The sequence below is a fragment of the Sulfurimonas sp. genome, from assembly GCF_014859695.1.
GTDB lineage: Bacteria > Campylobacterota > Campylobacteria > Campylobacterales > Sulfurimonadaceae > Sulfurimonas.
In genome coordinates this window covers 1-24,515 of the sequence record NZ_JACUTS010000004.1, presented here as the reverse complement: position 1 = coordinate 24,515, position 24,515 = coordinate 1, and the positions used below count along the sequence as shown (strand labels likewise).

Genomic DNA, 24,515 nt, shown 5'->3' with positions numbered 1-24,515 from the left:
AAGGGGGGGGGCGAAGAAATATTGCTCACCCCGTGAATGAATCTCTCAAAATCCGTTGATAGGTAAAATGATAAAAAGTAGAGATTCTCCCACAGTGGCATAAATGTGTGTTTCGGCTTTACACAAGAGTAATAAAAAATCAAAAAAACATGTAGTGTTTAGTAACAGCAACTACTTCAAATAACCTCTTAATCTTTTATTTAATACTCTTTTTGCTACAATCCACGTAACTGTTTTTCCAAAAAATAAGTGAAAATATTTAAGTCAAACGACTTATGTTTTTATGCGTTTTAAAACAATAACAATAACAAAGGTAGGTTATATGGAGCATGTAGTGACTTCAAATCCGTATTTTGGGGTGTTTGTACTTTTTCTTCTGACATTCGGTGCATTTATAACGACGACGGTAATAGCACGTTTGGCAAGTCGCGCATTAGCGGCTAAAAGTAATGAAAAAATTAAACTATCGGTGTATGAGTGTGGACCTGAGATTACAAAACAGCCAAACAGAATCTCTCCGCAGTTCTATCTTTTTGCTCTGCTTTTTCTGCTTTTTGATGTAGAGATAGTCTTCATGTTCCCTTGGGCGGTTGACTTTAAACTGCTTGGATGGTTTGGTTTTGCCGAGATGTTAATGTTTATACTGCTTTTAACAATCGGTTTTATTTATGCATGGAAAAAAGGAGCGCTTGAATGGCACAACATAAAATAAATTATACGCAAAATGGCGGATTGCCGGTTGCACTAACAAGTATAGACAAGATAGTAAACTGGGGACGTTCAAACTCTATTTGGGCGCTTACTTACGGTCTTGCTTGCTGCGGTATCGAGATGATGGCAAGTGGAGCTTCAAGATATGACTTCGATAGATTTGGAACAATCTTTAGAGCCTCTCCTCGTCAGGCAGACGTTATGATAGTTGCAGGAACGCTTACAAAAAAACATGCAGAGTTTATAAAAAGACTTTATGATCAGATGACAGAGCCAAAATGGGTTATCTCGATGGGTTCATGTGCAAACACGGGCGGTATGTTTAACACTTACGCTACGGTTCAGGGAGTGGATAGAATCATCCCTGTTGATCTGTATCTTCCAGGGTGTGCTCCTCGTCCTGAGACGCTTCAGTACGGTGTTATGCTACTACAAAAAAAGATTCGTGCGAACCATGCTTCAAGAGCGCAAAAAGCTAAAAGGTTGATGTAATGAGAGCTTATAAACCTAAAGACGATGTACAGAAAAAAGCGTACTACACGGACAGATTTTATGTGTCACCTCAAGTGCCGAAATTTTCTGTTGAAGATGATGAGGTGTTTGCTCATGATTTAGAGGCTATAAAAGCAAAAGTAGAAGTTCTTGACGCATATATACAAGTAGGTCAGATGGTTGTTTTCATCAAGCCAGAGGATAACTATAAAGTTTTAGAACTCTTAAGAGACAGATGTGAATATACGCAGCTAAGCGAGATGAGCGCGATTGACTGGCTTGCAAAGAGTGGCGGTTTTGAGATTTTTTACCAGATGCTAAGCATGAACAAACGCAAGCGTCTGCGCATTAAAATGTTTATCAACAAAGGCGAGGCTGTAAACTCTGTAGAGAAACTTTTCCGCTCTGCTGACTGGTCTGAGCGTGAGATGTTTGACATGTTCGGCATCGAAGCAAACGGACATCCGTTTATGAAAAGAATTCTTATGCCTTACGATTGGCAGGGACATCCGCTTCTAAAAACATATCCATTGCAAGGCGATGAGTTTGCTGCGTGGTATGAAGTTGACAAGATTTACGGCAAAGAGGCACGCGATATTATCGGGCCTGAACTTCGAGATACTGCAAAAGTTGACCGCTACGACAGCGAGAGATTTGCACGTCTTGGACATGAAGTGCCTAAGGGAACCAAAATCACTGGTAATGAGCCTAAAAATGAGCAGAACTATCAAGAAGAGGGTGGTGTTTTCATGATTAAAAAATTCGATAAAAAAGATTCGGTCGTTATTGACGACCCTCAAAGATAGGGAGTACCATGCAAGTAAAAAACAGATTAAGCCCATTTTTTGAAAATATCACGTTTGATAGAGAAGACAATGAGATGATTTTAAACTTCGGTCCTCAGCATCCCTCTGCTCACGGACAGTTACGTTTAATGCTCCATCTTCAACAAGAGATGATAGTAAAAGCTCATCCGGATATAGGGTATCTTCACCGCGGTATGGAGAAGATGGCTGAAAATATGATCTATAACGAGTTTATGCCTACAACCGACCGTATGGATTACATCGCATCATCTTCAAACAATTACGGATTTGCTCTGGCAGTTGAGAGACTTATAGGTCTTGAAGTGCCTCGCCGTGCAAAAGTTATCCGTATGATGCTTCTTGAGATTAACCGTATCATGTCACACCTTTTCTGGCTGGCAACTACGGCTCTTGATATCGGTGCTATGACTGTTTTTCTTTTTGCTTTCCGCGAGAGAGAGTATCTTATGGACATCATCGAGGGGTATTGTGGCGCGAGACTTACGCATGCGGCTATCCGTATCGGCGGGGTTCCTTTGGATATTCAAGAGAGTTTTATAACTCAGCTAAGAACATTTTTGGATAAGCTTCCTGCAAATATCAAAGATTATGAAGATCTTCTTGATACTAACCGTATCTGGCTTATGAGAATGGAAGAGGTGGGAACAATCTCAAAAGAGATGGCTCTTTCATGGGGTTGTTCAGGTCCTATGCTTAGAGCGTCAGGCGTTGCTTGGGATATCCGTAAAGAGGAGCCGTATGAGCTTTACGATGAAGTAGAGTTCAGAGTTCCTTACTCAGACAAAGGCGACAACTTTGCAAGATATAGAATGTACATGGAAGAGATGAGAGAGTCTGCAAAGATTCTTTACCAGACAATCGACATGTATGAGAAGACGGTAAAAGAGGGACAGACTGAGCTAATGGCTCATGCGCCGAAATATGTCTCTGCTCCAAAGCTTGACATCATGACGCAAAACTACTCTTTGATGCAGCACTTTGTTCTTGTCACACAAGGCATGAGACCTCCTGTTGGAGAGGTTTATGTGGCAACCGAGTCCCCAAAAGGAGAACTTGGTTTTTTCATCAACTCTCAAGGCGGACCGTACCCGTACAGACTAAAACTTCGCGCGCCCTCATTCTGGCACACGGGGATTTTAACAGACCTTCTGCCGGGTCACTATATTCCAGATGTTGTTTCGATTATCGGTACGACTAATATCGTATTTGGAGAGGTAGACCGCTAATGAAAAATTTTAATAATTTTTCTCTCATCGCTAGATGTAGCTTTAGTGAGGGGAATTTTGCAAAGAATTCACTTCTTTGCAAAAGGAGATATATATGAAAAGATATGATTTAAGACATTTAAAAGATGGTTTTGAGCCTCGCATGAGAGAGATTTTAGCATCTCACAAAGCGGGAGAAGTTGCAATTTTTTTATTTGAGATAGGTGATTTTTCACCTATTCAAAAATCAGCTGATTTGGTAAAAGAGTGCGGATATGAGTTGTTAAACTCTTTAAAGTTCAACGAAGTCGACTGGACTATCGTAACAAAAAAATAAGTGGGATTTGAATTTTGAGTAAAGTATATTTTTCTACTTGGAACGGTGAGTTTATAAACAATATTAACAAGCCGCAAGAGGAGTGGGAAGAATCAGCTTACAACCTGCCTGCACAGTATGACAGCCATAGAGAGTCCAAAGCTTTTATAGGCTGGGACGGTGTGGCGCTTTTTGATGAAGATGTAGACGTAATCCGTTTGGCTATGGAGTACGCTGCACAGTATCAGGAGTATTCTGAGGCATGCGGGAGATGTGCACCTGGGCGTTGGGGCGGACGTATTTTATATGACCAGCTCGATAAAATCGCTCGCGGTGAGGGAAGTGTAGCTGATTTGGACCATCTAAGGGAGATCGGTAAAAGTATGCAAATCACTTCAAAATGTGAGATTGGCAAAACTGTTCCAAATCCGATTATTGATCTAATGAAGCACTTTGAAGATGTTTTTATGGAGTGCATAAACGAGCAGAAGCCTTCTAAGCATTATGGTGATGAGATTGGCTATATTGCAAAGATAACTGCGCCGTGTACCGATGCCTGTCCTTCTCATGTAGATATTCCTGCCTACATTGAGGGCGTAAGAGATTTACGAATGGACGATTCGCTTATGGCAACGCGTCAAACTATGCCTCTTGCGCACGTTTGCGGTCGTGTCTGTCCACATCCATGTGAGGATGCATGCCGTCGTACAAATCTTGATGAGCCCATATCGATTATGTCGCTTAAGCGTTTAGGTGCCGATTGGGAGACTGATCACGGATATGATTTCTTTCATCCGATGGAGAAAAAACCAAGCATCGGTAAAAGAGTTGCTGTTATCGGTGCAGGTCCTGCAGGTCTTACAACCGCTTACTATCTTGCTGCTGAGGGCATAGAAGTTGATGTTTACGAAGAACTTCCGGTGCTTGGCGGGGAAGTTGCCGTTGGTGTTCCTGAATACAGAATGCCGATTGACAAATATAACAAAGATATTGAGTGTGTCAAAGATATGGGTGTTAATTTTTTAGTAAACTCTAAAATCAACGCTGATGATATGAGAAGATTTGAGAGTGAGTATGATGCGACAATGGTTGCAACGGGTACAAGAATCTCTAAAAAAGTATATTGTGATAACGAGAGACCTGAAATAAAAGGTTACTGGGGCGCAATCGACTTTTTGGACAAAGTAAATCTTTATGAGAAGTATGGCTATACAATCACAAAAGCCGAGCAAGAAGAGAATCTTTTAACTACTGATTATGTTGATTTAACAGGTAAAATTCTTGTGTGCGTCGGCGGCGGTTTTACATCTATGGACGTTGTTCGCTGTGCAATCCGTGCCAATGCGAAAAAAGTTTATATGATTTACCGAAGAGATGAAAAAACAATTATTAAAAATACTACCTATGAAGAGTATCACGAGGCGGTAGAAGAGGGCGTTGAGTTCCTTTTTCACTCAGCAGTTGCACAGATGAGAGATGAGGACAATCTCTTAAAATCTCTTTTGGTAGACAAGTTTGAGCTTGTTCCTGATCCAAACGGAGGACGCGCAGAGCTTGTAAAAATCGAGGGTGCTTCTTATGAGATAGAGGCGGATTATATTATTCCTGCGGTTTCTCAGTCGGCTGATTTGGAGCTTCTCCCCGAAGAGTGGGAGATTGAGAAAACCTCATGGGCTACCATTAAGACAAACGGCAAAGATTATATGACATCCCGTAAGGGTATTTTTGCCTCAGGGGATTGTGAATATGGACCTATGACGATTGTAAATGCCGTAGGACAGGCAAAACGCGCGGCTTCTGTTATGGCGCGCTATGTTCAGAGTGGAGAGGTTAGTTTAAGTGATGATGAGATTATGGAAGACCACTTAAGAAAACTTCGCGTTTACGATAAAAAAGAGAAAGTTACCGGATGGCTACCGGGCATACCTCGCCAGCACTCTACAGTTCTTGATGCTGAAGATAGAAAATACAACAACAAAGAGGTAAAACTAGGTTTTACTCAAGAAGAGGCAATGAGTGAAGCAGAGAGATGCATGCGCTGTTACTATATCGCAATGGTGCAGGCGTAAAGGATGGATGCTATGAATAAAATAATTAATTTTACAATTGACGGTATCCAAGTCCAAGCTCAAAAGGGCGAGACTATACTGACGGTTGCCCGCAAAAACGGAATCTATATACCTACTATGTGCTATATCTCTAAAACTTCCCCATGTGCATCTTGCCGCATGTGTGTTGTTGAAGCAAACGGTGTAGACGGATTTGTTTTAAGCTGTAACACGCCTCCGACCGAGGGTATAGAGATAACTACAAATAACGATGCGCTGCAAAACGAGAGAGTAAACATCATGAAGCTTTATGATGTAAACCATCCTCTTGAGTGCGGTGTTTGCGATAAATCAGGAGAGTGTGACCTTCAAAATAAAACGTTGGAGTTTAGTGTAGAACGCCAAAATTTTTCAGCTCGTGATCAGCTTAGAGAGATTAAACATTGGGGACTTATAGATTATGAACCTTCACTCTGTATTATGTGCGAAAAGTGTGTTCATGTCTGCAATGAGGTTATCGGTGATGATGCCATAGAGGTTAAATTCGGCGGATACAGCTCAACTATTATCCCAAAAAACAGCGAGATGCTTGATTGTACTTTCTGCGGAGAGTGTATAGCCGTATGTCCTGTGGGCGCACTGACAAGCAGCGGTTTTCGCTATAGGGCAAATGCATGGGAGCTAGAACGCGTTCCTGCAACATGTGCTCACTGCTCGGCGGGATGCCCACTGGAGTATGAGACAAGACACAGCGCCATTAACGGTGCAGATGAGATATTTAGAGTAAAAAACAACTTTGAATTTACGTCGCTTTGCGGGGCAGGACGATTCGGCTTTGATTTTGACAACAAACAGAGTAGTGAAGCGAACTCTTTTGAGTTAGCACTCAAGGCGATTGAGAATGCAAAAGCAATCCGTTTCTCTTCTATTATTACAAATGAAGAGGCGCATATTTTACAGCTTTTAAAAGAGAAGTTGGGAATCAAGCTCTTCAATGAAGATGCAAGACTCTTTGGCGAATTTATGAAGTCATACGGCTCTCTTAGCGGAAAACTTCACCACAGCGGTTCTCTTGATGCGATTAAGCACTCAGATGCGGCAATCGTTATAGGTAGCAGAATAGCAACGGACAATCCGGGCGTGAGATATGCACTTACAACGGCTTCAAAACATAACGGTGCAAAAATTGTTTATGCGCACCCCATGGAAGATGTGCTCATGCAAAACGTCATAACGCAGATGATGAAGTATGAAGTTGGAACGGAAGAGGGCGTTATGGCGCTTCTGGCTTATGAGATACTCAAAGATGCTGATTTAACCGAGAGCGAGAGAGCATTTTTTGATGATCTTGATCTTGGTTACATCTACGCTGAGACAAATATCGGCGAAGAGGAACTCTCCTATATGAGTAAATCTTTCACAAGAGCAAAAAAGCGAGTACTTATCATCGGCAACGATCTTATTGCGCATGAGAGAGCGGGCAATATAGCAATGCTGGCGGCGCTTATTGAGAAGTACAGCGATTTCTCTTTGGTGGTAGTTCCTCGTGAGGCAAATACCCTTGGCGTATCGCTTATCAATACGCTTGAGCGCGATGAGAATATAGAAAACGTAGTGGGATATAACGCAAAGGGCGACTTTGTTATCTCTTCTCTTGGCAGTGCCGACTTGGCGATACCTGCCCTTAATCAGCAAGAGGGAACGGTTGTAAGCATTGACAATAGAGTGCTTCCGACAAACGTTGCGCTGCACTTCAGCGGATACACGCTCAATGACTTAGCAAAAGCGTTGGGAGTCCATAAAGATGAGACCACCCACTATACGCAAGAGCTTAGGAGAGAGGCTGGATTTAAAGGGATTGCATTTGATGATTTAGAGAACTTTTTATCTCCTCTGGGCGAAGATAACCGCGGATATCTGCTTGATGAGGTTGCTCTTGAAGCAAACGGAGAATTGGAAGAGCTTGATGATCTGCCTGAGTTTAACGGTACCATCATCTACCAATGTGATCCTGTGCTTCAGTTTAACAACTACACCCTAAAAGCGGAGCAGCTTCCTAAGGATAACTTCCTGCACGGCTCTGCACAGTTTAGCGTAGCTGCTAGAATTTCGGATGGAGATATGGTTGAGATTAGCTTTGCTAAAACAAAAATCCAAAGAAAATTCAAGCTAGATAGCGAACTAAAAGGAACTGTAGCGCTTAATCCTACCTTTGATATAAGTGTAGATGCAGGTAGATATAGATTTGAAAAATCCAAGATAGTGAGAGTAATGTAATGAGTAAAATCAGTATAAATATTGATGGAAGAGAGATAGAGACTCAAGAGGGCGAGTATATACTCAACGCTGCCCGCGCGAACGATATCTTTATACCGGCAATCTGTTATTTAACAAGATGTAGCCCGACACTTGCATGTCGTCTTTGTCTTGTTGAAGCCGACGGCAAACAGGTGTATGCTTGTAACGCAAAATCAAAAGAGGGCATGAGCGTTGTAACATCGACTGAAAATATTATCAAAGAGCGCCGCGCAATCATGGAGGTTTACGATGTAAATCATCCTCTTGAGTGCGGTGTTTGTGATCAATCCGGCGAGTGTGAACTTCAAAACTACACTTTAGAGATGGGCGTGGATGCACAGCACTATGCGGTCAAAGATGTAGATAGAAGCGATATTGACTGGGGACATATTCACTATAATCCGGGTCTATGTATCGTTTGCGAGAGATGTGTCACTGCATGTAAAGATATGATAGGTGACAATTCGCTCAAAACAGTACCGCGCGGTGCAGATGCACTTGAAGCAGAGTATAAAGAGAACATGCCAAAAGATGCGTATGCTATGTGGAACAAACTCAACAAATCCCTTATCGGCTTAACGAGCGGCGAAGAGATGCTTGATTGTACAAGTTGTGGCGAGTGTGCTGCGGTTTGTCCGGTCGGAGCGCTTGTTGATACACACTTTATCTATACTTCAAATGCATGGGAACTGAAGCAAATTCCTGCAACATGCGGACACTGTTCTGCGGGATGTCAAATAAATTACGATGTAAAACATATAAGCATTGAAAACAATGATGAGAAGATCTACCGCGTTATGAATGAGTGGAACTATGTATCACTTTGCGGTGCGGGAAGATACGGATTTGATTATCAAAACGAGGTAAAGAGTAAAGATGAAGCGGCATTTGCAAATGCTTTGGAAGCGTTTAAAAAAGCAGACACTATCAAATTTACATCTACCATCACAAACGAAGAGGCTCTTCTTTTACAAAAACTAAAAGAGAAGTTCGGCTACAAACTTCTAAACAGTGAAGCAAAAGCGTTTCAGACATTTTTAAACAATTACAGCGAAATCAGCGGTACAAAACTCTACGGTTACGATCTTGAAGCTACACACAACGCAAATTTTATTATCTCTGTGGGAACTGCTATTAAGAGTGACAATCCAAATGCACGCTATGCTCTAAATAACTCTATAACAGTAAACAAGGGCGCGGGTCTTTACTTCCACCCTGTAAAAGATCCTGTTGTTGAGGGATTTGGCAAAAGCATTATGAGTGTGTATCATGCACCCCTGCAAGAAGAAGCAGTTCTCTATCTGATTCTTGATCTATTTGCTGATAAAGAGAAGCTTCCAAGCGAGATAGTCTCTTATCTGGCATCGTTTCACTCTACAAAAACTATAACGGTTGAAGAGATAATCAAAGAAGAGATTACCGAAATAGTTAAAGTTATGAAGAAAAACGAAGAGAGCGGCGAAGAGGAAGAGGTAGAGGAAGAGAAGAAAAAGATGGTTCCTAAAAAGGTTTCAAAAGAGGTTGAAGTTGATGAGAACCGTCTTTTAGAGATTTTAGGTGCTGATGAGAAGTTTATGGAAAATTTAGAGAAAAATCTTGCTAAAAAAGATACGTTTGCTTTGATTGCGGGACCTGACCTCTATACTCATCCAAACTCAAAAAATCTTGCTCGTCTTTTAGCGCTTATTGAAAAATATAGTGCGTTTGAGCTTACGATGATACCGAACCTGACAAACACTCTTGGCGTTGCGCTTATCTGCGAGCTTGATGAAGTGGCAGGTTCTTATACCGTAGGCTACAACACGAAGGGAGATTTTACTCTCTCGGCTTTAGGCGATGGCGATTTGGATATGCCTGCTATTAATCAGCAAGAGGGAACGCTTACGAGCATCAACAAAAGAGTAAACCCGACAAATGCGGCAATCGGTTATAACGGATATGAGTTAAACGACATTGCAAATGCGCTTGGTTTAAAAGCTGAACTTGTTATTGAGTACACGAAAATGCTTCCTCTTGAGAGTGGGTTTAGGGCAGAAGAGTTTGACAATCTTCCAAACCACTACGATAACGACGGCACGGAGCATCGCGGGTACCTATTGGAAAATATCGCTACGGCAAAAAGCGGCGATGAGTCTGTTGCTGTGATAAGCGACGAAAAACTAGAGGGAACACTTATCTACATGGCAAATCCTGTAAGACAATTCACTCCATTTACCTATAAAGCTACCAATCTTGATGAGGTAAGCGGTGTCTACATGAGTGAGGAGTTCTTGAGTAAATCTGATTTTAACGAAGGAGACAGCGTGAGAGTGAAGAGCGCAAGCGGTGAAATTGTGGCAAATATAGTAAGTGACAATAAAATTAGCGGTAACATTGTGTTGTTGCCGACATTTGATTCTAAATTAAATACAGAGGCTCTGTTTAGCTCATACCGCTTTGCAACAGCTTCGATTGAAAGGGCGTAATATATGGAAACAGCATATTTTGTTGAGACGATTATTAAAATCGTCGTCATTTTACTTATATTTTCTGCATTAGCGGGAATAGGTACCTACTTTGAGAGAAAAGTTCTTGCATTTATGCAGCGTCGTCTTGGACCTGTCAATGTCGGACCTTTTGGACTCCTGCAGGTTGCGGCGGATGGTATTAAACTCTTTACAAAAGAGGATATTGTCCCTGCCAACGTAGTCGGTCGTATCTTTAAAATCGCACCGGTTATTACGGCGGCAACTGCTTTTATGGCAGCAGCTGCTATCCCGTTTTTACCATCATTTACGATTTTTGGATACGAAGTTCATCCGATTGTAGCAGACATCAATATCGGTATTCTTTATATTCTTGGAATTATGGGTGTGGGACTTTATGGTCCTCTTCTTGGAGGTATGGCATCTGCAAACAAGTTCGCTTTGCTCTCAGCGGCAAGGGCAGCTGCTATATTTATCTCTTATGAGGTTATTACAGGATTATCGATTTTAGCACCTGTTATGATGGTCGGTTCTTTATCTCTTATCGACTTTAACGAGTATCAAGCAGGCGGAATTACGGACTGGATACTCTGGTCTCAGCCTGTTGCGTTTGTACTTTTCTGGATAGCGGCATTTGCTGAAACAGGTCGTACACCGTTTCACTTAATAGCAAACGACCATGAGATTATTGACGGATTTGGAACGGAATACTCAGGTATGAGATGGGGTCTTTTCTTCATCGGCGAGTATGCAAATATGTTCTTTATCTCTTTTGTTATGGCACTTCTATTCTTGGGTGGTTATGGAGACGGAAGCTTCTTAGGCGCACTTGGGCTGTTGGCTAAAGTTGCATTCTTCTTCTTCTTTTTCTTGTGGACAAGAGCCGCATGGCCTGACGTTAGACCTGACCAGTTGATGTGGTTGTGTTGGAAAGTTTTAATGCCTATAGCTATGATAAATATAGTTATAACTGCAATAGTAATGATGTAAGGGGTAAGTATGCATAATGAACATATACAAGAGCATTTTAACAACAGAAATGTTACGGAATTAGACAGCAACTACTACATGGTGGATATTGCGCCTTATCCAACTGACGGATGGGGTAAATTTCAAAGAGTTATAAAAAGAGCTTTCAGAGGCGAACTTTTTGTCGGTCTTTGGGTTGTACTTCGTGAGATGATTAAATTTGACACTCATACGGTGCAGTATCCGGCTGAAAAAATGCCTATAGGTCCACGTTACAGAGCTGTTCATGAGATGAAAAGACTTTGGGAGTCAGATACTGAGAGATGTATCGGTTGCGGACTTTGTGAGAAGATTTGTATCTCTAACTGTATCAGAATCGACACTAAGCTCGATGAGAACTCTCGCAAAGAGGTTAGCGAATACAGCATCAATCTGGGTCGCTGTATCTTCTGCGGCTACTGTGCGGAAGTTTGTCCAGAACTTGCTATCACGCATGGCGGTGAGTATGAAAATGCGAGTGATCAGAGAGAGCATTTTGTAATGTATGAGGATATGTTGACGCCGCTTGATAAGATGAAAGCCGGAACTCAGCTTGAGTTTGAAGGCTTCGGCGCGATTACACCACATGAAGATGAGCGTGTTAAAAAAACACCTCTAGCATATTAAGGAGTTTGGTTATGTTTGAAGCAGTTGCATTTTATCTGTTTGCCTTTTTGACTATTTCGATGTTTTATGTAGCGGTAACGACTTCACAGGCGTTATATGCTCTTAGTTCATTGGCAGCAGGAATGATTTTTATATCGGCGTTTTTCTTTATTTTAGGCGCTGATTTTTTAGGTGCGGTTCAAATCGTTGTTTACTCCGGTGCCGTTATGGCGCTTTATGCTTTTGGTATGATGTTCTTTGATACGACAAGAGATGTAAAAGAGAAGCAGGGCAACAAGGCGATAATCTTGGGACTAAGCGTTATAAGTGCTCTTTTAATTGTTGTTATAGTTGCGGCTCCTATAGTCGGAAGCAATATTGAAGCGCTCTATCCGGTTACTGAAGGTGCAGGCAACACTCAAGAGGTTGGTATGATTCTTTTTACAAAGTACCTCGTTCCTTTTGAAGTAGCGGCGGTAATGCTTTTAGTTGCTATGATTGCAGGGATTGTACTTGCAGGAAAGAAGATGGATCTCTCTCTTACTCTTATGAACGAGCAAGAGATATTAAGGATGAGAGAAGAAGATAAAAACAAGAAGGTGCTCTCATGATGGAAATAGGACTAAACCACTATCTTGTACTCTCGACAATCCTTTTTGCTATAGGTTTGGTCGGGGTTATGAGAAGAAAAAATCTCCTTATGCTATTTTTTGCAACAGAGATACTTTTGAACTCTGTAAATATCTCTTTTGCCGCAATTTCACACTATTATGGTGATTTGACAGGTCAGATGTTTGCGTTTTTCGTTATAGCTATTGCCGCATCTGAGGTAGCCGTAGGACTCGGTCTTTTGATTGTTTGGCATAAGAAACATAACAATATAGATCTTGACAGCATGTCAACGATGAGAGGATAAGATATGGAACTCTTTTTATATACGGCACTTTTCTCGCCACTGGTGGGTTCTTTGTTTGCTGCGCTTTTTGGTGCATCGCCAAAAACTAAAATTGCGGGAATCGTTCCGAGTATTCTCCTTGGGGTTTCGTTTTTAAGCTCTTTGGTGCTTCTTGTTTTGGTTATGGTTACGGGACACACGATACATGTAGAGATGATGACATGGATGGCAGTTGGCGACCTTTATATCCCTTTTGGATTCGTAGTTGATCAGGTAAGTGTTACCATGATGATAGTCGTAACTTTGGTCTCAACCGTTGTTCACGTTTACGCTATCGGTTATATGGATCATGACAAAGGTTTTAACAGATTTTTCTCGTGGCTATCGGCGTTCGTTTTCTCAATGATGGTTCTTGTTATGAGTGATAACTTTGCAGGTCTCTTCATAGGTTGGGAAGGCGTTGGTCTCTGTTCATGGGGACTTATTGGCTTTTGGTACCACAAAGAGAGCGCAACTTGGGCGGCAAACGAAGCGTTTATTATGAACCGTATCGCAGACCTTGGGATGCTAATCGGCATCTTTTTGGTTTACTGGAACACGGGAACTCTTCAGTATGCAGAAGCTTTCGCGGCAATGCCGTCACTTGATACTGCAGTACTGACTTGGATGGGGATCTTCCTCTTCATCGGTGCTATGGGTAAATCGGCTCAGTTTCCGCTTCACACTTGGCTCGCAGACGCAATGGAGGGACCGACACCGGTTTCTGCTCTTATCCATGCGGCTACGATGGTTACGGCAGGTGTTTATCTTGTTATCCGTGCAAATCCTCTTTATGATTTGATTCCAAATGTAGGGCTTTTTATCGCTTCCCTTGGTGCTTTTGTCGCACTTTTTGCAGCCTCCATGGCTCTTGTAAACCGCGACATGAAGAGAGTTATCGCATACTCGACACTCTCACAGCTTGGCTACATGTTTGCAGCTGCAGGTTTGGGCGCTTACTGGGTTGCACTATTTCACCTTATGGCTCACGCATTCTTTAAAGCGCTTCTCTTTTTGGGCGCAGGTAACGTTATGCACGCTATGCATAATGAGCTTGATCCGTTTAAAATGGGTGGTCTTGGCAAAGTGATGAAGGGAACGTTTATCATGATGACGGTAGCTTCTGTCGCACTTGCGGGCATATTTCCACTCGCGGGCTTCTTCTCAAAAGATCTAATCTTAGAGGTTGCGTTTGTTGAACATCACTTTATCATCTATACAGTGCTGCTCTTTACTGCAGGTCTGACGGCATTTTACTCATTTAGACTTGTAGCGCTCATCTTTCACGGTGAAGACAGATACAAGCATTTCGGCATCCATCCGCATGAGGCGTACAAGTTTATGCTAGTTGCAATGAGTCCGCTTATGCTTCTTGCTATCATTGCAGGCGCATTTAAGATGGGATATTTCAACATGGTAACTGATCTGCTTCCAGCAACCGAGTATCATGTTCACTCAGCTACGACGTACTGGATTATGACCATCGGAACTCAGCTTTTTGTAATCGCGGCAATTGTTTTTGCCTACAAAAAATATACAAGCAAAGATATCAAAGTGCCGGACGGAACATCAAAGATGGAGAATAGTTTTGGATATAAACTGCTTATAAATCAGTACTATATTCCATACTTCTATGAAAACTATATTGTAAAAGCATATAGAGAACTCTCAGAGATATTTTGGACTAAAATTGATCAAAAAATTGTTGATGCAACTGTTGATGGCATAGCAAACGTATTCTATCAAACAGGCGAAAAAACAAGAGTTATGCAAAGCGGTAATCTATCGACTATGCTTAAGTGGATGGTAGCCGGAACTGTAGTTCTGCTCTCATTGGCTGTGGTTTTTGGACTTGCAGCAAGATATTCCGGGGAAATCAAAACATTTCTCTCAGCTTTAGGAGTTTAATAGATGTTGGATCATATTTTATCGATTTTAATTTTCTTCCCGGCAATCGCAGCGATGCTTGGATTTGTAGTCAACAAGGATAGTATGCGCTCTTACGGTATTGCCGTGGCTACTATTGAGTTTTTTCTTGCACTGTGGTTGTGGTTTGCATTTGATTCAAATGCTTCAGGAATGCAGTTTATGGAGACCATTGCGCTTGTTCCGACATTCGGCATTAACTATATAGTAGGGGTTGATGGAATTTCACTCTTTATTATTATACTTGCTGCATTTTTTACCATGATAGGTATCGCTTCACTAGGCGAGACCAAAGATATAAAAAACATGATAATCACGCTTCTGTTTTTACAGATGACGATGGTGGGTGTTTTTGCTGCTCTTGATGCCATAGTCTTTTACATATTTTGGGAACTTTCACTCGTGCCGATGCTCTATATTATCGGTGCATGGGGCGGACCTCTTCGTATCTACGCATCTGTAAAGTTCTTCCTCTATACATTTACAGGTTCGCTTGTCATGCTTGTGGGTATGCTATTTATGGCGTACTTCTACTATCAGGCAACCGGTCAGTGGAGTTTCTCAATTTTAGAGTGGTACCGTCTGATTCTGCCTGAATCTTTCCAGACCTGGTTGTTTGTCGCATTCTTTATCGGTTTTGCAATTAAAGTTCCGATGTTTCCTTTCCATACTTGGTTGCCATACGCTCACGGTCAAGCACCGACCATCGGTTCCGTAATCCTTGCGGCAATTTTGCTAAAGATGGGTACATACGCGTTTATCCGCTTTTCGCTTCCGTTGTTTCCGGATGCGTCGGTCTACTTTATGTTCCCGATAGCTATTTTGGCAATCATCATGATTATCTATACGGCAATGGTGGCATACGCGCAAAAAGATATTAAACAGGTTGTTGCTTACTCTTCGGTGTCGCACATGGGTGTTATTATCCTTGGTACGTTTGCACTAAATGTCGAGGGTATTTCAGGTTCAATCTTCCTGATGATAGCGCACGGTGTTGTCTCAGGCGCGCTCTTCTTCCTTGTAGGGGTTATTTACGACAGAAGACACACAAAGCTTATGAGTGAGTTTGGAGGCTTGGCCTCGGTTATGCCGCGCTATGCGACTATATTTGGTCTGATGCTTATGGCCTCTGTGGGTCTTCCTCTGACTATCAATTTTGTCGGAGAGTTTTTAAGTTTGCTAGGTTTTTATAAGCAGTCACACATCTTAACGCTTCTTGCGGGTATGGCTATTATAGTCGGTGCTATCTATATGCTTGCGGCTTATAAAAAGATGTTCTTTGGAGTTATCACAAATGAGGAGAATAGAAATCTTCCCGATGTTAACAAAAGAGAGATGCTTGCTCTTATACCGCTTGCAATCATAACCGTATGGCTTGGAATATACCCTAAACCTGTTTTGGGAACTATAAACACAAGCGTTGAGGGCGTTGTTCAATTAATGCACGAAAAAGCGATTTCACAAGAGGCAAAAGAGAGAATTCCTAGTTTGGATATTATCATCAAAAGAACTTCGGCTAAGGAGGCACACTAATGTTATCACCGGTAAATGTTTCGATTGAGTCGTTAAACTTAATGACTCTAGTGCCAATGTTGATTCCAATCGTCGGCGCTTTGTTAATCATAGTTATTGATCTTTTTAAGAGCGATCAACACAAGTCTCTTTATGTAATGCTGAGCCTCCTTGTTTTGGGAGTCGACTTTGTTGCACTAATGGATTCTGCGGGCGTATTTACTCAAAACGGTACGGTCATGGGTGTCTTTGACGTTATGCTTATAGATGGTCTGGCAATACTTTCTCAGTTTATTATTGTCGGTGCATCTATGCTCTTTATCCCGCTGGCACTTACCCATAAGAGATTCCATGAGTTCTCTTATCCTGAGTTCTTTGCGCTCTTTTTGTTTATGATTGCAGGCTTCCAGTTTATGGTCGCAACGGACAATCTTATACTTATATTTGTAGGGCTTGAGACTGCTTCTTTAGCACTTTACACGCTTATTGCAATGCATAACCGCGACAAATCGTTTGAAGCGGCTGTTAAGTACTTTACTATGGGCGCGCTTGCAGCCGGATTTTTCAGCTTCGGTTCTATGATATTTTACGCTCTTACGGGCTCTGTTGAGATTAACCAGATTGCCGCGGTTTTAACTGCCAACAACTATGAAGATATAGCATTTGTGCTTATCGGTGTTGTCTTCTTGCTTGCATCATTTGGATTTAAACTCTCAATGGTTCCGTTTCATACATGGACGCCTGACGTTTACGAGGGCTCATCTGCCGCACTTGCGGGTTATATGTCAATCGTTCCTAAAATAGCGGCTTTTGTCGTTGCTATGAGAATCTTTGAGTTTTTAATCCACAGCGGCGTAGTTTGGCTTGAGGTCATCCTCTATATGGGCGTGGTTTTAACCATGACTATGGCTAACGTCTGGGCGCTTGTTCAGACAGACGTAAAAAGAATGCTTGCGTACAGTTCAATCTCGCATGCAGGTTTTGTTATGGCGGCAATTCTAATCGGAACGACGCAGTCAAACAGCGCACTTTTCCTCTACTGGATACTCTTTAGCTTTACAAATTTAGGTTCATTCTCGATGCTTTGGATAAGCAGACAGAAAAATCTTCCGGCGCATCAGCAGTCAGACCATAGCTACAACAAATTTGCAGGTATGATTAAAACTGCGCCGGTTGCCGCAACTATTATGGCTCTGTTTATGTTAAGTTTGGCGGGTCTTCCTCCGTTTGCTCTGTTTTGGGGTAAACTCTATATGATAAGTTCCGCAATTACAGGCGGATATACGGTTTTAGCGCTTATTATGGCGCTTAACTCCGCGATAGCAGGGTATTACTACCTAAAGCTTATAGTCTATATGTTTATGAAAGATCCGATTGTTGAAGATGGCGGTCATGTTTACAGCGCAAATGCAACACTTCCGCTCAAGACAATCATCGGTATAGCAGCCATAGGAACTATTTTTGCTTTTGTTGGCGTAAATGAGCTTTTAGATTTTATTACGGTGTTTGTATATAATAGCGGCTATTAAAATAATAACTGACCTTACGCACTTTTGCAAAAAAGTTCGTAAATACCTCTAATCTTCTCGAAAAGTACCCTTTTCGTAGCTTTAGGGGGTTGTAGGGACATTTGTTCCTGCCACTAAAACGGACGAGTTCGTTTTAGTGCGTAACATCAGATGATAAATAAGGGGTATTTAATTGTTAAAAATAGTACTTCTTGTTTTTTTTATATCTCTTAATGTTTTTGCCCTTGAAATATCTCTTCAAGGCGCAAAAGAGAAGCATCAACAATACTCCACTCTTCATATAAGAGACAGCGAAAAATTTCTTTGCCAAGAGTTTAGGGATGACTTTGACGCCGTCTCTAAAATAGTCTGTGCATTCTCTAAATCTCCCACGCAAAAACTTCAAAAACTTCAAAACAATTTTTTTGAGATAGGTACGCAAGCAAAACAAGAGACCTTTTTTCTTGTTATAAAACCATATCAAAAGATGAAGCTCTTTCCTATTGTTTTTGATCTCAAAAAAGATGATACAACTTTTAGCGCAGAGGTAAAACTCTCAAACCACTGGATGATTGTGGGCTATATAGATGAAATGCCTTTAATCCAGAAGCATGAATTCTCCGAAGCGGCGATAAATTTCCCATTTACATACGCTGAAGATCTGCTCCCCTATGTCGGCAGCCTAAATATGAAGGGCAATCCGGTTCATCTTAAAAAAGTCGGGGATGTAACCGAATATATAAAAATAAAAAAGTATTATGAAGAGAAAAACTATGAGTTTACGTTAGAGTTAATCAATGATATTATGAAAGAGTATCCAAACTCGCTTTTTCGAGCGGAGTTACTTTTTTATAAGATCAGAGTTTACTCAAAACTAGACGAAAATGACAAGCTTGTCGAAGCTGCAAAAGAGTACTTAAGAGAGTACTCATCAGATGAGAATGTTGCAGAGGTTCTCTCGCTAATTGCTAGAGCATATACAAAACTCGGGATAAACAGCGATGCAGATTACTTTTTTGACAGACTCTTTAGTGAACATGCAGGTTCTGTCCACTCCTATTGGGGTTATATTTATCTAGCAGAGTCGCTTGAGCTCGACGGTAGTTTAGTTAGAGCAAGAGGACTTTACGAAAAAGTGCTCTCACAGAGTGACGACATAGACGTTGCAGCAGAAGCCGCATTTAAACTGGCGCAAAACCATATGGCAAACTCAAATGCAAAAGGAGCGGCTGCTCAGATAGATAAAATCATTAAAGCAAAGCCAAAATACTTCTCAGAGATAGATATCTATAAATCTATGGATATGATGTATGATTTGGCAGACAACACAGAGCTTGTCCAAGCAGCGGGAATAGCAAAGGCTATTTTTGAAAATATTGAGCCTACAGAAGAGGTCTATGAAGAGCTTGCAAGAAATATCGGGATATGGTTGAGCAAAACCCAGATGAAGAAAGAGGCATTAAGCGCGCTTAACAACTATCTTGAGCGCTTTAAAGACGGCATGTATGCAGAGGAAGTTCAAGTTGCAAAAGATTCACTCTTCTTTGATGTCAGCGATGAAAATGCTTCCCTAAAACTTGAGACGTACGACAAGCTCATGCAAGAGTATCAAAATGACAGCATCGGAAATAAAGCCATATATGAGAAGGCAAAGCTTCTTTTGCAAAACGAGAGATTTGCGGAGTCGCTCGCTATGGAGCGGGAGCTTTTAAGCCTCAGCCAACAGGAGTATCCTGACGTGCCAGAGGTAATAACTCAAGCAGCAATAGGAACCATGAAACAGGCACTTAGTGTAAAAGAGTGTAACAGCGTTCTTCTTATCTCCTCACAGTATAAAATCGAACTCTCAGATGAGTGGGATGACGGGGTTTATGAGTGCGCCATGAAGGGTGCAGACTTTGAGCTGGCGAAAAAGATGGCGGACAAAAACCTTAAATCAAAAGATTTGGCGCAGAGAAAAAAGTGGCTCTACAGATATATTAAAGTCGATTTTGCAACAGGAAACTACTCCAATGTCATCGAAGCTTCCAAAGAGCTAGTAGCACTTATTAAAGATGATGAAAATTCAGAGTACAAAGATGTCTACAGAACTCTATTTGACACTTACCACAGGCTTGAAAATCACCAAAAGATGATCGAGTCCATCACCGAGCTGCTAAAAGCATACAAAGACGACTATAGAGATATAGAGAGATATGTAGCGGTTATGGCGGTAGGAAGTGAGATAAAAGATAACAACATGGTCATAGAATACGGCGAGAAGATAATGGCAATACAGCAGAGTTCAAACTCATATGCGCAAAGCCCTTTTGTTGAGTTCGCACTCTATCAAGCCTACAGCGACAAAGAGAACTATAACAGAGCGCTGGAGGTTATACAATCGCTCGATGTTTTAGAGTTAGATGCTACTCAAAGAGCAAGACAAAAGTATCTTCTGGGAAGTGTGTTAGAGAAACTCTGGAGAGACGACGCCTCACAAAAAGCCTACCAAGAAGCTATAGACGCCGAACCTAGCTCCGCATGGGCAGAGCTGGCAAAGAGTGCAAAAGAGATATAGTAACTAACTGATGTTACGCACTAAAACGAACTCGTCCGTTCTAGTGGCAGGGACAGATGTCCCTACAACCCCCTAAAGCTACGAAAAAGTATCTTTTTCGAGAATTATAAGGTGTTTTACAAACTTTTTTACAAAAGTGCGTAAGGTCGGTAACTAAAACAAAGGCATAAAATGCAGAATGAAAAATTACAATACTTTAAAGAAAAACTTGAAAACTTAAAGAGTGAGGTTGAAGAAGGTATTGCTTCTTTAAAAGAGAGAACAAAACCCGTAAGCCCCGACGTCTCTTTAGGCAGACTTACAAGACAAGAGGCAATGCAAGAGCAAAACATGGCACTGGAAAACTTAAGACAAGCCGAGATAAAACTCAAAAAAATAAACTCCGCACTCAATAGAATCCACAACAAAACCTTTGGCGAATGTATAGACTGCGGCGATGACATCGCAAAAGAGAGACTTGAAATTATGCCCGAAAACGGGCTTTGCATAGAGTGCGCCTCCGTTAAAAGATAATGAGACCACAGCACAACGATGCTTTTACCCAATTTCTTCGTTGAAATCAAGTAAAATTTCGTCATTTACATTAGGTTTGAGGGGCAGGTGTTTGGTATGAATGAGCTAGCGATACAAACAGATATAGAAGATAGAATTTTCAAGGAAACTTTTTTGCTAAAGCAAAAACCGCAAGCGCTAGTTTTGGGTTGATGGGGAAGGTGCAGGATGTGGTTGGAAATGAGTAGAACAAAAAAGCTTTTTGCAATATGCTTTTTGATAAAATATAACACAAGTAGAGAGCCGGAGAAGTAGATGAAAGTATTATTATCGATTAAACCTCAATTTGTAGAAGAAATTTTTAACGGTAATAAAAAGTTTGAGTATAGAAAAAGCATCTTTAAAAGAAAAGGTATCAAGTCGGTTGTTATATATTCTACCATGCCTGTAGGTAAGATAATATGCGAATTTGATATTGAAGCTATACTAGAAGAGCATCCAAAAGCTTTATGGGAAAAGACGAAAAACTTCTCTGGCATAAGTGCTGATTTTTATGATAGCTATTTTATGGATAGAGAAAAAGGCTATGCCATAAAGATAAAATCTTTAAATAAATACGACAAGCCTAGATGCCCTCATGAGATGTACGGTAACTTTACCGCTCCACAATCGTTTAAGTATGTGGTTTGAGGGAAGTGGTGGGTTGGAATATTGGGCATGAGTAAAATAAATTTTTTTGCAGAGGTAATTTATGAATAATTCCAATAGAGGCTCTGAGTGGAGAAAATGGGATTTACATGTACATACAAAAGATACAAACAAAAATGACCAGTTTAGCAGTAAAACTTTTGATGAATTTTGCATTGATTTTTTTAAAAAAGCAGTTGAAAATGAAATTGCTGTAATCGGTATAACAGATTATTTTAGTATTGAAAATTATAAAAAAGTACAAAATTTTATGCAAAGATTAAATACTTTTCAAGAATTAAAAGAAATTAAAGAAGATATAGAAAAAATTTATTTAATTCCAAATGTTGAATTTCGAATGCTGCCATCAACTGATAAGGGTAGATTAATAAATATCCATTGTATTTTTAATCCTGAATATGTGTCTGAACTAGATAATGATTTTTTTGGAACTTTAGAATATTCCTCAGGTTCGAGAAAACATAAAATGAATGATAATGGATTTATCGCACTAGGTAAGGAGTTGGGTGAAACAGATGAAAATAGAGCATTGAAAAAAGGAATAGATAGTTTCGTAGTTTCACATTCTGATTTGCAAAAATTACGGGATGAAAATAATGATTTTAGAAGCAATACTATTATTGTGGTAAGTAACTCTAATCAAGATGGTGCTTCGGCAATTCAAAAACATTATGATTTATTTGAAAATGAATCAGGTAGTTTGGATGCAACTAGACAAGCGATATATAAATTATCTAATATGATTTTTTCTTCAAATGAGAATGACAAAAAGTTTTTTCTTGGTTTAAAAGAAGGCGTGAATAAAGAAAGTGTAATACAAAAATGTGGTTCATTAAAGCCTTGTATTCATGGTTCAGATGCACATAAAGAGGATAAATTATTTAAACCTGACAACAATAGATATTGTTGGATAAAAGCCAATCCAACTTTTGAAGGATTAAAGCAGGTTATATATGAACCATCAAGGGTATATATCGGTGTAAACAAACCACAAGAAGCTTTGCATAAAATTGAAAATTTAAAATTAGAATTTGATTCAAATGCAAAATGGGATAATGATACATTTTGTTTTGCTAATTTCAAAAATATAATTAATTTTAGTCCATTCTTGACTTGTATCATAGGTGGCAGAGGTAGTGGAAAAAGTACGCTATTAAATTTAATTGCAGAAAAAATAGATAAAGCAGATAAATTTTTTTTTGATAAATTAAATCCTAAAGAAGTTAAATCAAATGTGATATTTACACCTGATGAAATAGAAAATATAGAGTTTTTAGCTCAAAACAGTATTGAGGAATTTGCTAAAGACTCAAAAAAATTCACAGAAGCTATTTATCAACGATTAGATAAAAATGCAAATAAAGAATTGTCAAATATTGAAAAAAAAATAACAGAAAATCTAGAAATATTTGATGACCAAATCAAATTACTTGAAGATAGAAGGTCTTATCATAATCATTTAATTGAAAAAGCAAAAGAGTTAAAGAAGTATGAAAATATTGTTAAAACACTTACAGACAAAACATATTTAGAAAATAAAGATGCATTACAAAGCAATCATAAGCAAATACTTGAATTGCAAAATTCAAGAAATAAATATAACGAATTGTATAAAAAATTAAAAAATGTGTACGATGAATATCGAAAAGTTGAGAAACTTCAAAATAATTATGATGACTATTTTAATGAACTATATTTAAATATAGAAAGTTTGATAACTAAATGTAACGCTGTAGACTACAGTAAAGATGAACAGTTAATTGAAGATTTAGAAAAACAAAAGAGTACTTATTTAAAAAACATTGAAGAGTATTTAAAAAGCAAGGGCATGAATGATGAAAATATAAAAGACGCACAATCCGCAAGTTCAAATATTGAAAATGTCAAAGATGAAATATCTAAATTGAAAATGCAAATAAATAAACTACGAAAACAACGACATAAATTTACCATTGATGACATAGATGCTGAGATTGAAAAATTTAGAAGTAAAGTTAATTATAAGCTAGAAGAAATTAATCAATTATTTATCAATATAGCAAGAAAAAATGAAGAAGATGTAAAAGTGATAAGGGTTGAATATCAACTAAATGAAAATATTTTTGATACTATGTTTGAACAATTTGTAAACCAAATGAATCATTATAAAATTAATATTAGTGAAAAAACGACTTTTAAAAATTATCTTCAAGATATTACTTTAGAAGAAGTTTTGAAATGTAAAAAATCAAAAAATTTTACAGAAAAAATAAATACTAGAAACTCTCAGACATATCAAAATTTGATAAGTATATTTAGTGAAGAATTATATTTTCAAATTTATAAACTATTAATAATGAAAAATATGAGAGATGTTGAAAATAATAAAATATTAAAGGTCTTTTACGATAGTAAGCCACTTGATAACACTTCTTTTGGACAACGATGTACTGCTGCAATAGTTATACTTATTTCACTTGGAAACAATCCGATAATAATTGATGAACCAGAGGCCCATTTAGATAGTTCATTGATAGCGAACTATTTAGTTGATTTAATAAAAGAAAAAAAACAGCAAAGACAAATTATATTTGCAACCCACAATGCTAATTTTGTTTTGAATGCAGATGCAGAATTAATTATAAAATTAGAAAATAACGAAGGTAGTACAGAAGCAAAATCATTTACTATAGAAGATCATAACTATAGAGAAGATTTGTTAAAGCTTGAAGGTGGGAAAGAAGCTTTTCAAAAAAGAGAAAAAAAATATGGTATCAGCAAATAATTATTTGAAATATGAAATAAAAAAGGCAAAAGAAAAATGAAAAAAAAGTGTGGGTCAGAGTTTCATTTTTTACTACATATAGAAAAATCTATAACGTCCCCATTTGTCAAGACCACTTAAAGCAACATTCTTATTTCA

General features: G+C 39.5%; 19 protein-coding genes. All 19 read left to right on the top strand.

Annotation, left to right across the window (positions count from 1 at the left end; translation table 11 throughout):
* Positions 1–322 precede the first annotated feature (322 nt).
* The 19 genes from IBX42_RS01725 to IBX42_RS01635 all read left to right on the top strand — a co-directional run bounded on the left by IBX42_RS01725 (position 323) and on the right by IBX42_RS01635 (position 24,377).
* On the top strand, positions 323–712 hold the full coding sequence (locus tag IBX42_RS01725; RefSeq protein ID WP_294927860.1) for an NAD(P)H-quinone oxidoreductase subunit 3: 390 nt from the start codon (positions 323–325) through the stop codon (positions 710–712).
* Positions 694–1,203: an NADH-quinone oxidoreductase subunit B gene (locus IBX42_RS01720; RefSeq protein ID WP_137014965.1), complete on the top strand. Its 510-nt coding sequence runs from the start codon at positions 694–696 to the stop codon at positions 1,201–1,203. Before IBX42_RS01725 ends, IBX42_RS01720 begins: the two co-directional genes overlap by 19 nt.
* Positions 1,203–2,009 (top strand): NADH-quinone oxidoreductase subunit C, encoded by an 807-nt coding sequence (locus IBX42_RS01715; RefSeq protein WP_294927856.1) that lies wholly within the window; start codon positions 1,203–1,205, stop codon positions 2,007–2,009. Before IBX42_RS01720 ends, IBX42_RS01715 begins: the two co-directional genes overlap by 1 nt.
* A gap of 8 nt (positions 2,010–2,017) precedes the next feature.
* Positions 2,018–3,256, top strand: a complete 1,239-nt coding sequence (gene nuoD / locus IBX42_RS01710; RefSeq protein WP_294927854.1) for an NADH dehydrogenase (quinone) subunit D — start codon at positions 2,018–2,020, stop codon at positions 3,254–3,256.
* 94 nt (positions 3,257–3,350) lie between these two features.
* A complete protein-coding gene (locus IBX42_RS01705) occupies positions 3,351–3,572 on the top strand; it encodes an NADH-ubiquinone oxidoreductase subunit E family protein (RefSeq protein WP_294927851.1) in 222 nt (73 codons plus the stop codon).
* A 14-nt stretch (positions 3,573–3,586) separates the two neighbouring features.
* The gene (locus IBX42_RS01700; RefSeq protein ID WP_294927848.1) at positions 3,587–5,620 is read left to right on the top strand and encodes an FAD-dependent oxidoreductase; all 2,034 of its coding nucleotides are present in this window, start codon (positions 3,587–3,589) and stop codon (positions 5,618–5,620) included.
* 12 nt (positions 5,621–5,632) lie between these two features.
* Positions 5,633–7,876 carry a 2Fe-2S iron-sulfur cluster-binding protein gene (locus tag IBX42_RS01695; protein WP_294927845.1) on the top strand — a complete coding sequence of 748 codons (2,244 nt, stop codon included), beginning with the start codon at positions 5,633–5,635 and terminating at the stop codon, positions 7,874–7,876.
* Positions 7,876–10,362: an NADH-quinone oxidoreductase subunit G gene (locus IBX42_RS01690; RefSeq protein WP_294927842.1), complete on the top strand. Its 2,487-nt coding sequence runs from the start codon at positions 7,876–7,878 to the stop codon at positions 10,360–10,362. Before IBX42_RS01695 ends, IBX42_RS01690 begins: the two co-directional genes overlap by 1 nt.
* Before the next feature lie 3 nt (positions 10,363–10,365).
* Positions 10,366–11,352: an NADH-quinone oxidoreductase subunit NuoH gene (gene nuoH, locus IBX42_RS01685; protein WP_294927839.1), complete on the top strand. Its 987-nt coding sequence runs from the start codon at positions 10,366–10,368 to the stop codon at positions 11,350–11,352.
* Positions 11,353–11,361: 9 nt separating this feature from the next.
* Positions 11,362–11,997 (top strand): NADH-quinone oxidoreductase subunit NuoI, encoded by a 636-nt coding sequence (gene nuoI, locus IBX42_RS01680; protein WP_294927836.1) that lies wholly within the window; start codon positions 11,362–11,364, stop codon positions 11,995–11,997.
* A gap of 11 nt (positions 11,998–12,008) precedes the next feature.
* Positions 12,009–12,587, top strand: a complete 579-nt coding sequence (locus IBX42_RS01675) for an NADH-quinone oxidoreductase subunit J (protein ID WP_294927833.1) — start codon at positions 12,009–12,011, stop codon at positions 12,585–12,587.
* Positions 12,584–12,892, top strand: a complete 309-nt coding sequence (gene nuoK / locus IBX42_RS01670) for an NADH-quinone oxidoreductase subunit NuoK (RefSeq protein ID WP_294927830.1) — start codon at positions 12,584–12,586, stop codon at positions 12,890–12,892. Before IBX42_RS01675 ends, nuoK begins: the two co-directional genes overlap by 4 nt.
* A 3-nt stretch (positions 12,893–12,895) precedes the next feature.
* Complete coding sequence (gene nuoL / locus IBX42_RS01665; RefSeq protein WP_294927827.1) at positions 12,896–14,818, top strand: NADH-quinone oxidoreductase subunit L; 1,923 nt, start codon at positions 12,896–12,898, stop codon at positions 14,816–14,818.
* A gap of 3 nt (positions 14,819–14,821) precedes the next feature.
* The gene (locus IBX42_RS01660; RefSeq protein WP_294927824.1) at positions 14,822–16,369 is read left to right on the top strand and encodes an NADH-quinone oxidoreductase subunit M; all 1,548 of its coding nucleotides are present in this window, start codon (positions 14,822–14,824) and stop codon (positions 16,367–16,369) included.
* Positions 16,369–17,877 carry an NADH-quinone oxidoreductase subunit NuoN gene (nuoN, locus tag IBX42_RS01655; RefSeq protein ID WP_294927821.1) on the top strand — a complete coding sequence of 503 codons (1,509 nt, stop codon included), beginning with the start codon at positions 16,369–16,371 and terminating at the stop codon, positions 17,875–17,877. Before IBX42_RS01660 ends, nuoN begins: the two co-directional genes overlap by 1 nt.
* A 172-nt stretch (positions 17,878–18,049) precedes the next feature.
* Positions 18,050–20,413, top strand: coding sequence for a flagellar protein (locus IBX42_RS01650; protein ID WP_294927818.1), 2,364 nt, complete (start codon positions 18,050–18,052; stop codon positions 20,411–20,413).
* Between the two features lie 171 nt (positions 20,414–20,584).
* Positions 20,585–20,926 (top strand): TraR/DksA family transcriptional regulator, encoded by a 342-nt coding sequence (locus tag IBX42_RS01645; RefSeq protein ID WP_294927815.1) that lies wholly within the window; start codon positions 20,585–20,587, stop codon positions 20,924–20,926.
* 294 nt (positions 20,927–21,220) lie between these two features.
* Positions 21,221–21,595: an ASCH domain-containing protein gene (locus IBX42_RS01640; protein WP_294927812.1), complete on the top strand. Its 375-nt coding sequence runs from the start codon at positions 21,221–21,223 to the stop codon at positions 21,593–21,595.
* A gap of 61 nt (positions 21,596–21,656) precedes the next feature.
* Positions 21,657–24,377: a TrlF family AAA-like ATPase gene (locus IBX42_RS01635; RefSeq protein WP_294927809.1), complete on the top strand. Its 2,721-nt coding sequence runs from the start codon at positions 21,657–21,659 to the stop codon at positions 24,375–24,377.
* Positions 24,378–24,515 lie beyond the last annotated feature (138 nt).